This is a genomic window from Arthrobacter sp. BGA-UO-ETr-C19 (genome assembly GCF_059568005.1).
On sequence record NZ_JCAQPC010000006.1, the window covers coordinates 104,333 to 115,232 of the forward strand.

Annotated in this window: 10 protein-coding genes; 1 reads left to right on the forward strand and 9 read right to left on the reverse strand. The window is 68.3% G+C overall.

Going from position 1 to position 10,900, the window contains the following annotated elements; genetic code table 11:
• Positions 1 to 16: 16 nt before the first annotated feature.
• The 8 genes from pcaC to AC57BR_RS01530 all read right to left on the reverse strand — a co-directional run bounded on the left by pcaC (position 17) and on the right by AC57BR_RS01530 (position 8,161).
• Positions 17 to 499 carry a 4-carboxymuconolactone decarboxylase gene (pcaC, locus tag AC57BR_RS01495; RefSeq protein ID WP_496358024.1) on the reverse strand — a complete coding sequence of 161 codons (483 nt, stop codon included), beginning with the start codon at positions 497 to 499 and terminating at the stop codon, positions 17 to 19.
• Positions 496 to 1,314: an alpha/beta fold hydrolase gene (locus AC57BR_RS01500; RefSeq protein WP_496358025.1), complete on the reverse strand. Its 819-nt coding sequence runs from the start codon at positions 1,312 to 1,314 to the stop codon at positions 496 to 498. The genes pcaC and AC57BR_RS01500 overlap by 4 nt, the downstream gene beginning before the upstream one ends.
• The gene (locus tag AC57BR_RS01505) at positions 1,307 to 2,830 is read right to left on the reverse strand and encodes a lyase family protein (protein ID WP_496358026.1); all 1,524 of its coding nucleotides are present in this window, start codon (positions 2,828 to 2,830) and stop codon (positions 1,307 to 1,309) included. The genes AC57BR_RS01500 and AC57BR_RS01505 overlap by 8 nt, the downstream gene beginning before the upstream one ends.
• On the reverse strand, positions 2,827 to 3,417 hold the full coding sequence (pcaG, locus tag AC57BR_RS01510; protein ID WP_496358027.1) for a protocatechuate 3,4-dioxygenase subunit alpha: 591 nt from the start codon (positions 3,415 to 3,417) through the stop codon (positions 2,827 to 2,829). The genes AC57BR_RS01505 and pcaG overlap by 4 nt, the downstream gene beginning before the upstream one ends.
• A complete protein-coding gene (pcaH, locus tag AC57BR_RS01515; protein WP_496358028.1) occupies positions 3,410 to 4,315 on the reverse strand; it encodes a protocatechuate 3,4-dioxygenase subunit beta in 906 nt (301 codons plus the stop codon). The genes pcaG and pcaH overlap by 8 nt, the downstream gene beginning before the upstream one ends.
• A gap of 29 nt (positions 4,316 to 4,344) precedes the next feature.
• The gene (locus tag AC57BR_RS01520) at positions 4,345 to 6,291 is read right to left on the reverse strand and encodes a bifunctional sugar phosphate isomerase/epimerase/4-hydroxyphenylpyruvate dioxygenase family protein (RefSeq protein ID WP_496358029.1); all 1,947 of its coding nucleotides are present in this window, start codon (positions 6,289 to 6,291) and stop codon (positions 4,345 to 4,347) included.
• On the reverse strand, positions 6,291 to 7,172 hold the full coding sequence (locus tag AC57BR_RS01525) for a shikimate dehydrogenase (protein ID WP_496358030.1): 882 nt from the start codon (positions 7,170 to 7,172) through the stop codon (positions 6,291 to 6,293). Before AC57BR_RS01525 ends, AC57BR_RS01520 begins: the two co-directional genes overlap by 1 nt.
• Before the next feature lie 158 nt (positions 7,173 to 7,330).
• Positions 7,331 to 8,161, reverse strand: coding sequence for an IclR family transcriptional regulator (locus AC57BR_RS01530; protein ID WP_496358031.1), 831 nt, complete (start codon positions 8,159 to 8,161; stop codon positions 7,331 to 7,333).
• A gap of 230 nt (positions 8,162 to 8,391) precedes the next feature.
• Between AC57BR_RS01530 and AC57BR_RS01535 the strand changes: the two genes are divergently transcribed.
• Positions 8,392 to 9,711 carry an MFS transporter gene (locus AC57BR_RS01535; protein ID WP_496358032.1) on the forward strand — a complete coding sequence of 440 codons (1,320 nt, stop codon included), beginning with the start codon at positions 8,392 to 8,394 and terminating at the stop codon, positions 9,709 to 9,711.
• A 77-nt stretch (positions 9,712 to 9,788) separates the two neighbouring features.
• Here the strand turns inward: AC57BR_RS01535 and AC57BR_RS01540 are convergent, their stop codons facing one another.
• Complete coding sequence (locus tag AC57BR_RS01540; protein WP_496358033.1) at positions 9,789 to 10,856, reverse strand: ATP-dependent DNA ligase; 1,068 nt, start codon at positions 10,854 to 10,856, stop codon at positions 9,789 to 9,791.
• Positions 10,857 to 10,900: the final 44 nt, after the last annotated feature.

Below are 10,900 nucleotides of genomic sequence, written 5' to 3' on the forward strand. Positions count from 1 at the left end.
CGCCCTCTGCTGCTACCTAGTTGGGTGGGGTGGGGGTGTTGTCAGGCCCGGCGCCGTCCATTGCTGCGTTGTCCATTTCATGGAAGACCTGCTGGGCTGTCTTGAAGGCGGTGTTGGCGGAGGGGACCCCGCAGTAGATGGCGGTCTGCAGCAGGATCTCCTTGATCTCGTCCCTGCTCAGTCCGTTGGTGATGGCCGCGCGGATGTGCATGGCCAGTTCTTCCCAGTGCCCGTGCGCCACCATGGCGGTGATGGTGACGGCGGAGCGCATCTGGCGCGGCAGGCCCGGACGGGTCCAGATGCCGCCCCACGCGATGCGGGTGATCATGTCCTGGAAGTCCTCGGTGAAGGCGTCCTTCTTGGCGTTGGCCCGGTCCACATGCGCGTCGCCGAGCACTTCGCGCCGGACCACCATGCCGCCGTCGTAAATCTCCTGGCTGGTGGCGTCCGGCTGGACCACACCGTTGCGCTGGATACCAGTAGCTTCGCGGCCGCTCATTTGGTCATCCCGCGGGTTTCGGCCCAGGAAATGAGGCTCCGCATCAGCTCGGCCACATGCGCCGGTGCCTCGGCGGGCGCCAGGTGCGCCACGCCCTCGAGCGTGGCTGCGGACGCTGTGCCGCCGCCGGCGGTGATGCCGGCGGCCACCTCTTCGGCGAACGACGGCGGGGCCACGCCGTCCAGCGCACCCGCCACCACCTGCGTCGGGACGGTGATACTGCCGAGCTCTTCCCGGACGTCGAAGCCGGCCAGGGCCTCGCAGCAGTAGGCGTAGCTGAAGCGGTCGGTGTCGCGCAGGGAGTGCAGGAGCCGGCTGCTGAGTTCGGGCTCGCGGTCCATGAACCCGGGCGCGAACCAGCGTTCGGCCGAGCCCTGGATCATCACCGGGGTGCCCTGGGTACGGACCGTTTCGGCGCGTTCCAGCCAGCCCTCGGGCGTGCCGAGCTTGGCGCCAGAGCACTGCACGGAGAGGCTCTTGAGCCGGTCGCCGTGCTTGATGCCCAGCTGCAGGCCGGTGGCCCCGCCCAGGGACACTCCGGCGTAGTGGAACTTCTCGCCGGGGGCGATCGAGTCAACAAGTTCGACGACGGCGTCCGCCAGGTCCGCGACGCTGAACGTTTCGTCGGCGGCGGCTGAGACACCGTGTCCGGGCAGGTCCCAGGCGACGACATCGAAGTCGTTGCCCAGGAGCGAGCCGACCTGGGCCCACAGCACCGAGGAGGTGCCGAGTGACGGCCCGACGATCAGGAGCGGTTTGTCCCCCAGCGCGCGCTGGGGGGAAAGCAGCACTGCCTTCACTGCTGGTTTAGCCACGGGAATCTCCGTTTCCGTCTGGTTCGGTTGAAGTAAGCGCAAAATCCGGGAAGGCCGCCAGGATCCGCCGCGAGATCTCGGCTGCCTGCCCGAGGTAGCTGGCGGGGTCGAGCAGCTCCTCCAGCCGGGCGTCGGAGAGCCTGTCCGCGGGGACGGCCTCGCGCAGCAGGCGGCGGTAGGTGGCCGCCTGTTCGGCCGGCGGCGCCTGCAGCGTCTTGTCGACGACGGCCTGCAGCTGCTGCTTCCCGTCCAGGCCAGCCCCGGGGGTGCCATCTTCGCCGGCGGGAAGAAGCGGCGCCACCGCGGCGGAGACGCCTTCGCTGAGCAGCAGCGGGCCGGACAGGTCCAGGTTCCGCCGCATGCCGTCAGGGAAAACCTGCAGCCCCTCCGCGAGTTCCCGCATGTGGCCGGCGGCGCCGAGGGCCAGGGCGAGCAGCTGGCGCAGGGCCGGCCATTCGGTGTGCCACGCACCGTCGGGGCGTTCGTCGTTGAAGGTGGCCGCGGCAAGGTGCAGCTGCGCAGCCAGGCCGGGAGCCTGCAGGGCGGCGCTGCGGACCAGGACAGACAACACAGGGTTCTGCTTCTGCGGCATCGCCGAGGACACTCCGCGGCCCGGGGCGCGCGGTTCAGCCACTTCGGCCACCTCGGGACGGCTCAGGAACAGGACATCCGCGGCGATCTTGCCGAGGGCGTCCATCACCGAGGCAACCGCGTCGCCGAGCGACGTCACGGCCAGCCGGTTGGTGTGCCACGGCGCGGGGGCGGCGGCGAGGCCCAGCTGGGCGGCCAGCGCGTCGGAGAGTGCAAAGGGGTCCGTGCCAGAGCCCGTCAGCCCTGCCTTGGAAGCCAGCACAGCCTTTGATGTGAGCACAGTGCCGGCGGCGAGCGTGCCCGCCGCGCCGCCGAACTGCACCGGCAGCTCCAGCGCCTCAAGCCGGCGTCCCGCGGCCGCCAGGCCGGAGAACCACTGCGCCGCCCGAAGCCCGAACGTGAACGGCAGCGAGTGTTGGGTCAGGCTCCTGCCGACGCACAGCGTATCCGCGTGCCGTTCCGCCAGTCTGGCGAGCGCCGCCGTCGTGCCTTTCACGTCGGCGAGCAGCGCCTCAACGGTGTTCCGCGCCACCAGCATCAGGGCCGTGTCCAGCACGTCCTGGCTGGTCAGTGACGTGTGCACTGCCTTCGCGGCGTTGACGCCGGCAGTGTCCAGCGCCTTGACCTGGGCCCGGAGATCGGCCAGCAGCGGGATCACCGGGTTTCCGCCGCCCTGGGCTCGCCTGGCGATATCGGCAAGATCGTACCGGGAGGTGTCGGCAGCGTGGGCCACCACGGCAGCGGAGCCGGCGGGAGCGAGGTCATGCTGCTCCAGCACCGCGGCCCAGCCGGCCTCGACGGCGAGAATCGCCGCGAGGACGGCCCGGTCACCGGTCAGTGCCGCCACGAGGGGCGACGCCGACACAGGGCTGAGCAGCCCGACGTCGCCGAGCCCGTCGGCGCCCGCTGCCTGGAAGCCGGTCACTTTGCGGCGCCCCCGGTTCCGGTTCCCTCGAAGTCGAGGAAGACGGTTTCGCCCTCGCCCTGCAGGCGGATGTCCCAGGTGAGCCCGCCGTCGGCGTCGCGGCGTGCGATCAGCGTCTCGCGGCGCTCGGGGTCCAGCGAGGACAGCAGCGGGTCATTCGCCAGCGCCTCCTCGTTCTCCGGCAGGTACACGCGGGTGAAGAGTCGGTTCATCAGGCCGCGGGCAAAGACTGCGACGGAGATGAAGGCTGCTGCGCCGGGTTCGGTGGGGCCGGGGTTGACCGTGGTGAAGGTGTAGACGCCGGAGTTGCCCACAGCGCTGCGGCCGAAGCCGGTGAAGGTGTAGCCGTCGCGGACCAAAGAACCGGTCCGGTGGACGATGTTGCCCTCGGAGTCCGGCTGCCAGATCTCGAGGATGGCGTCGGGGATGGCGTGCCCGGCGCCGTCGTAGACGGTGCCCTGGAGGCGGATAGATCCCGGGGAGCCGGGGGCCAGTAGCTCGCGGTCCTTGTCATAGGGCAGGGCGTAGCCGTAGAACGGGCCCACGGTCTGGCCCGGGGTGGGAACAAGCTTGGTGGAGTTACTCATGGTCGTCGCCTTCCGCGCCCAGCGCCTCGTTCTCGGTCCAGGTCCGCTTGGACCCCGTCAGGACAATGTCCCAGTTGTAACCCAGCGCCCATTCCGGCTCGGTCAGGTCGTGGTCGTAGGTGGCCACGAGGCGGTCACGGGCGTCCTGGTCCACGATCGACTGGTAGATCGGGTCCAGCGGGAAGAGCTGGTCGCCCGGGAAGTACATCTGGGTGACGATCCGCTGGGTGAACTCCGTCCCGAACAGGGAGAAGTGGATGTGCGCGGGACGCCAGGCGTTGAGGTGGTTCTTCCACGGGTAGGCGCCCGGCTTGATGGTGGTGAAGCGGTAAGAGCCGTCAGGGCCCGTGATGCAGCGGCCCACGCCGGTGAAGTTGGGGTCCAGCGGTGCCGGGTGCTGGTCGCGCTTGTGGATGTAGCGGCCGGAGGAGTTGGCCTGCCAGATCTCCACCAGCTGGCCGGCGACCGGGCGGCCGTCACCGTCCAGCACGCGGCCGGCGACGATGATGCGCTCACCCTGGGGCTCGCCGTTGTGCTGGATTGTCAGGTCCGATTCCAGCGCGTGGACGTCCTGGTGGCCGAACGCCGGGGCGTACAGCTCGATGGTTTCCGGGTCCGCGTGGTGCAGGCTCTTGGTGGGGTGGCGCAGGAGGCTGCTGCGGTAGGGCGGGAAGTCCAGGCGCGGCTGGGTTTCCGGCGCAGCACCGTCCTTCAGAGCCCGGGCGTAGGCGTCTCCGAGGGCCTTGATCTCCGCGCTGAGATCCTGCTGGGTTTCCACGCGGGGCGCTTCAGCGGGGACAGCCGTCGGGGCGGCGGCCGGGGTTGCAGGTACTGCGTCCGACAGGTCCTCGGTCAGCGCGTCGGCGTTGTACGTTGCGAGATTCACGTCTTCAGGCACAGCAGCCTCCTTTCAATCTGTGGTTGGAATCAGTGGTTGGTTTGGGTCAGGTCATGCAGGTGGTCGTACTGGACGGCGTGGCGCACCGGTGCATTGGGCGCCCCGTAGCCGTCGTAGTTGCCGCGGCGTTCCACCATTTCGAAGAACACACTGCCCACCGTGGCGGTGTAGAAGTGCAGGAACTCGCCGTCGGCGTCGCGGTCGTACAGCAGGTTCAGGTCCCGGAGCGTGTCCAGGAAACCGGGGTCGAGGTCGAAGCGGGCGTCCAGGTCCTCGTAGTAGTTTTCCGGGATCTGCAGGAACGCCAGTCCCCGGTCGCGGGCGGCGCGGGCTGTGGCCACCAGGTCATCCACGGCGAACGCGATGTGCTCCTGGTAGGTCTTCCGGGGCATCTTTCCAGGGTCCGTGCCGTCCTGCTGGATGACCGGGGCCAGGTTCAGGACCAGGCGCACGTCCCGGTTCGAGGTCTGCATGACCTGCGACCGGACCAGCCCGCTGGGGCTGGCGACCTCGGCGTACGGCTGCGGCTCCAGCGCCAGCGCGCTCGTGTAGAAGAGGACAGCCTCGTCGAAGTGCTGCCACGGCTGGGCCAGGTTCACGTGGTCGATCACAGCGGTCCGGGCGCCGGACGGTACCTCGAGCCCCTCACCGAACTCCCGCGGCTGCCCAAATTCTGCGGTCCAGGCGGCGGTTCCGTCCGGGTTGCCCTGGCACAGGAAGATCTCGGTGGAGTCCGGAGCGGCGAAGCCCTGGAACACTTCCTCGTTGGCCTGGCTCTTCCGGGGAACCACGGGGGCCTTGAGCTGCTGGGCGCGGGCCGAGGCAATCACCGGGGAGTCGACGTCGAACCCCAGGGCGGCGATGGCCGGCTCGGCGGCCTCGGGGGCCTGTTCGTTGATGATCACCCGGGCATGGCCCATGGTCCAGAGCTGGACGTCCTTGGTCCGGTGGCGGCCGTTGAACTCGAAGCCAAGCTGCCCGAGGACCGTTTCCAGCACCCCGGTGTCCGCGGCTTTAACCTCGGCGAAGTTGAAGCCGGCGGGCTCCGCCACCCGGGGGAGCGTTGCCAGTTCCATGGGATACCGACGGCGGCCAGGGGCCGGAGGACCACCAGCAACAGTGCCCCCGGCACCACCGGAGGAGGCCGGTGCGTTCGTGTCCAGCCACTTGGCGCTCTGCTCCTCCAGCCAGATCAGCGAGCGCATCGCGTCAACGGCGGTGCGTTCGACGTCGGACTGGCGGAAGACGTCGTTGAAAACCTCGAGCGAGACGGGTCCGGTGTAGCCCGCGCGGACCACGTGGCCCATGAACTTGGCGAGCTCGAACTGGCCCTCGCCCGGGAAGACGCGGTAATGCCGGCTCCAGGAGAGCACGTCCATGGAGAGCTTGGGGGCGTCGGCCACCTGCACGAAGAAGATCTTGTCCGCGCTGATGTCCTCGATGGGCGCGGTGTCCCAGTCCCGGGACAGGATGTGGAAGGAGTCCAGGCAGGTGCCGAGGTTGGGGTGGTCCACCTTCTCCACGAGGCGGTGTGCGTGCTCGTAGTCGTTGACGTACTTCCCCCAGGCGAGGGCCTCGTAGGCGACCTTGACGCCGTGCTCACCGGCGAGGGCGGCCAGGGCGGCGAGCTGCGCGGCGCGGAGGTCGTCGTCGTCGATTGTGGCGGTGGCGACGTTGGTGCAGACCAGGATGGTGTCCATGCCCAGCCGGGACATGAGCCGGAATTTGGCCTCGGCCCGGCGGAGGTTGGCGGCGAGCAGGTCCTCGGTCACGCTGTCGAAGTCCCGGAACGGCTGGTAGAGATCCAGCGTGAGGCCCAGGTCCGCGGCCATCTTGCGGACGTCCTCGGGGCTGAGCGATGAGGTGACCAGGTCCTGCTCAAAGATTTCGATGCCGTCGAAGCCCGCGATGGCGCAGGCCTGCATCTTTTCCTTCAGCGTGCCGGAGAGGCAGACGGTGGCGATTCCGGTGCGCATCAGACGGCCACCTCTTCTGCCGCGATGAGTTCCAGGAAGTGGGCGCGCATCCGTTCGGCGTCGGGCTCGAGTCCGGTGAAGATCCGGAAGGCGTCGGCGGCCTGGCCCACGGCCATGCGTCCGCCGTCCAGCACCTGGCAGCCCTTGGCCCGCGATTCGCGGACGAGCTCGGTTTCGATGGGGCGGTAGACGATGTCCGCCACCCAGTGCCGGGTCTCAACGAGCGCCATGTCCAGCGGGGTGCCAGGGTGGGCGGCCATGCCCACGGGGGTGCAGTGCACCAGCCCGACGGCGGCGGGCATCAGCTGCGGCAGCTCCGCCGTCGTGCGCGCGGTGACGGTGCGGTCCGGGAAGAAGCCGGCAAGTTCGGCGGCGCGTTCGGCGCCGCGCACCGGATCCATGTCCACGAGCTCCAGCGTCTGCACGCCGGCCGTGAGCAGGGCGTAGGCGACGGCGGATCCGGCGCCGCCCGCCCCCAACTGCACCACGCGGTCCAGCCTGGCCTCCGGAAGTCCGGAGGCGAGGGCGGCGGCGAAGCCGGAGAAGTCTGTGTTGTGGCCGATGAACCGGCCGTCCTGGATGACCACGGTGTTGACGGCGCCCAGGCGTTCGGCGTCGGGGGCGACCTCGTCGAGGTGCTCGAGGACCAGCTGCTTGCACGGGTGTGTAATGTTCAGCCCGTTGAAGCCCATCCGGTAGGCGCTTTGGAGCAGGTCGCCGACGGCGGCGGCCGGCAGGCCGAGCTCGTGCAGGTCGATGGGCCGGTACAGGTAGCGGACGCCCTGGACGTCGCCTTCGCGCTCGTGCATGTGGGGCGAGAGCGACGGCATCACGCCATCCCCGACAAGTCCTATGAGGTAGGACTCGGTTCGATTGCTCATGCGTGCGGCTCCTTTGACAACGGCACTCGGTCAGCTTGGGCGCCTGCTGCACCCCGTGCTGGCCCGGTGATACGGATAACAGTACAGGAAAAGTTCATATGATGCACTCTTGTTCTAGATACGAACATAATAGATCTGGGCAGCCCATCCGGCGCGCTTTAGCGCTGGGGCAGCCGGGCGGAAAGCTCGACGGCGGCCGCCTGCAGGAGGGGAACCAGCGCCACCAGCGCCTCCATGCTGAGCCGGAACACCGGAACAGCAGTGGCCAGGGAGGCGAAGGCAATGCCCTGGGCGTTGAAGACCGGCACCGCCACGGCGCGCATGCCCAGCTCGTTTTCCTCATCCATGACCGCATATCCCTGCCGCCGGACCTTCTCGATTTCGGCACGGAAGGCGTCCCGGTCGGTGATGGACAGAGCGGTCAGAGGCTCCAGCGGAAGCTCCTCGAGCAGCCGTTCGCGGTCCTCGTCCTCAGCAAACGCGACGAGCGCTTTGCCGACGGAGGTGGTGTGGAGGGCACCGAGGTGGCCGGGATCGCTGGTCACGCGGAACGTCTGCGGGCCGTCCACCTTGTTCACAGTGAGGTGGTGGATGCCGTCACGGACGGACAGGATGGTGGCCTCCCCCGTTTCCTCGGTAACCCGGCGCAGTATGGGCAGCGCCGTGCCGGCAAAGCCGTGGTGGTTGGATACCCGCTGGCCCAGCTGGAAGATGCGCAGTCCGAGGTGGTAGCGGCGGCCGTCCGGCTCGTAGTCCACGAACCCGTCACGGGTGAGGGAGCCAAGGAGCCGGTAAGTAGTGCTGAACGGAAGGTCCGCGCGCCGGGAAAGCTCCGCCGCGCTGGCTCCGCGGGGCTCATCCCCCAGCAGGACCAGCAGTCCCAGGGCCTTGCCCACCATGTCGGTGCGGGATTCGCCCTTGGCGGGTCCTGCTGCTGCAACGGGGGCATCTGGGGAGGCGTCTTCGCCTGTGGCTTCCTTCACACTCATAGTTCGATGTTGCCACAATGTGAGAGCTATTTCTAGATCGTGAGCAGGTTTCTTGACAGGTGACTGCCCTCACAGCCATCATTGCTGTATCGCACAAGTAGCTCTCACCATGTGGCTACTTAGTCCGGGTCGGTCTTACCAAGGACCTCCAGCCGCCCCCTGCCCAACAAGGACGGCGGCCGCGACCCCTGATCCATCCCGCGACAACGTCGTCCCCCTGAAGGAACACCATGAGCCAGACCATTCCGTCCGCCGCGCCGGGCACTGTTGCCCCGGCCGGGACACCGAAGAAGGCAGCCCTTGCCAGCTTCCTCGGCAGCGCCGTCGAGTACTACGACTTCTTTATCTTCGGCTCGGCAGCCGCACTGATCTTCCCGCACGTGTTTTTCCCGAACGCTGACGCCAACGCCGCCATCATGTCCTTTGCGACGTTTGGTTTTGCCTACATCGCCCGGCCCGTCGGCGCCGTTGTCCTGGGCCACTTCGGTGACCGGGTAGGCCGGCGCAAGGTCCTCATGTTCACCCTGGTCCTCATGGGTGCCTCCACCTTCCTGATCGGCTGCCTGCCGGACTTCAACACGGTGGGCTGGTGGGCTCCGGCGCTGCTGGTGCTGGCCCGGCTCTGCCAGGGTCTTTCCGCGGCCGGTGAACAGGCCGGCGCCTCCTCCATGACCCTGGAGCACGCTCCGGACAACCAGCGTTCCTTCTTCACCTCGTGGACCCTCACCGGTACCCAGGGCGGACAGATCCTGGCGGCCCTCGTCTTCATTCCGGTCCTCGCGCTGCCCGACGAGATCAAATACGGCATCGGCTGGCGGATCCCCTTCTGGCTCAGCGCCGTTGTTGTCCTGGTCGCCTTCTTCATCCGCCGCACCCTGCACGAGCCGCCGGCCTTCGAAGCCGCCCAGAAGTCGGCCCAGATCGCCAAGCTGCCCGTGGCGGACCTGCTCAAGGCCCACTGGCGCGACGTCCTCCGCGTCATCTGCTGCGCCTTCATCGCCGCCGTCTCCACGGTGTTCGGCACCCTCGCCATCAGCTACGCCAAGACCGTTGCCGGCGTGGACGGAACCATCACCCTCTGGCTCGTGGTGGGCGCCAACCTCGTGGCCCTGGGCACCCAGCCGCTCTTCGGCAAGCTGGCCGACCGGATCGGCCGGAAGCCCGTCTACATCTACGGAGCCCTGTCCAGCGCGGCACTGGCCCCGCTGTTCCTGCTGAGCCTCGAGTCAGGCAACGTGCCGCTGATGTTCCTGGCCGCCATCGCCTTCTTCTCGTGCGGCTATGCAGCCGCCAACGCCGTCTGGCCTTCCTTCTACGCCGAGATGTTCAGCACCAAGGTCCGCTTCTCCGGCCTGGCCATCGGCACGCAGCTTGGCTTCCTGATGGCCGGCTTCGCCCCGGCCATCGTTGCGGCCATGGGCGGCATCAAGCCCGGCGGCTGGGTGCAGATCAGCATCTTCACCGCGGTCATTTGCGTCATCGCCGCCGTCTCCGCAATAACGGCGAAGGAAACGTTCAAGGTTCCCACCAAGGAGCTCGGGGTCAAGTAGCCCCCGGAGCCAACCGCTTACGACGGCGGTCCGCCCCTTTCGGAAGGGGCGGACCGCCGTCGGGGTTTAGACAGCCATCAGGTGGCGAGCACTTCGGCGAGGTCGAACTTCACCGGTTCCTCGAGCTGTTCATAGTTGCAGGACTCCGGATCCCGGTCCGGGCGCCAGCGCACGAACTGGGCGGTGTGGCGGAACCGCTCGCCTTCCATATGGTCGTATTTCACTTCCAGCACCCGCTCCGGCCGCAACGGAGTAAAGGACAGGTCCTTGCCCGCGCTCCACCGGCTGCCCTCCGCATTGCGGGGTGTCCGGGCGCCCTCCTCCTGCTTGGCCCAGGCCCACGGGTGCTCGTCGAAACTGGTGACCAAGGGCTGGAGCTCCTCGAAGAGCTCCCTGCGCCGCTTCATCGGAAACGCCCCCACCACGCCCACGCTGGCGAGTTCGCCGTCGGGTTTGTACAGGCCCAGCAGCAGCGACCCGATCGCGTCCGGGCCGCTCTTGTGGACGCGGTAGCCGGCCAGGACACAGTCGGCGGTCCGCTCGTGCTTGATCTTGAACATCACGCGCTTGTCCGGCTGGTAGGGCCCGTCCAGCGGCTTGGCGATGATTCCGTCCAGGCCGGCGCCCTCGAACTGGTGGAACCATTTTCCGGCCAGCTCCGGATCCTGCGTGGCGGCGGTCAGGTGGACCGGGGCGCTGGCGGCGGCGAACGCCTGCTCCAGGGCCGCGCGCCGTTCGGCGAAGGGACGGCCGCTGAAGTCCTCGTCGCCGAGGGCCAGCAGGTCGAAGGCCACGAATTTCGCCGGCGTCTGCTCCGAAAGCATCTTGACCCTGCTGGCCGCGGGGTGGATCCTCTGCTGCAGCGCGTCGAAGTCCAGCCGGTCGCCGGAGGAGCCCACCAGGACGATCTCGCCGTCGATCACGCATTTGGGCGGCAGGTTGGTCTTCAGCGCCTCCACGAGTTCGGGGAAGTAGCGCGTCATCGGCTTCTCGTTGCGGCTTCCGATCTCCACGTCATCACCGTCGCGGAAGATGATGGAGCGGAATCCGTCCCACTTCGGCTCGTAGCTCAGGCGGCCTTCGGGGATGGCACCGACCGATTTGGCCAGCATGGGGGCGACAGGGGGCATGACCGGCAGCTGCATAGGCCCCATTCTTGCCCGGGACCTTGCCGGACGCTACCCCCGGC

What these genes read in the sequence shown, in the direction of transcription:
- pcaC (WP_496358024.1), bottom strand. Translation starts at nt 499, where the DNA reads ATGAGCGGCCGCGAAGCTACTGGTATCCAGCGCAACGGTGTGGTCCAG.
- pcaG (WP_496358027.1), bottom strand. Translation starts at nt 3,417, where the DNA reads ATGAGTAACTCCACCAAGCTTGTTCCCACCCCGGGCCAGACCGTGGGC.
- AC57BR_RS01520 (WP_496358029.1), bottom strand. Translation starts at nt 6,291, where the DNA reads ATGCGCACCGGAATCGCCACCGTCTGCCTCTCCGGCACGCTGAAGGAA.
- AC57BR_RS01525 (WP_496358030.1), bottom strand. Translation starts at nt 7,172, where the DNA reads ATGAGCAATCGAACCGAGTCCTACCTCATAGGACTTGTCGGGGATGGC.
- AC57BR_RS01530 (WP_496358031.1), bottom strand. Translation starts at nt 8,161, where the DNA reads ATGAGTGTGAAGGAAGCCACAGGCGAAGACGCCTCCCCAGATGCCCCC.
- AC57BR_RS01535 (WP_496358032.1), top strand. Translation starts at nt 8,392, where the DNA reads ATGAGCCAGACCATTCCGTCCGCCGCGCCGGGCACTGTTGCCCCGGCC.
- AC57BR_RS01540 (WP_496358033.1), bottom strand. Translation starts at nt 10,856, where the DNA reads ATGCAGCTGCCGGTCATGCCCCCTGTCGCCCCCATGCTGGCCAAATCG.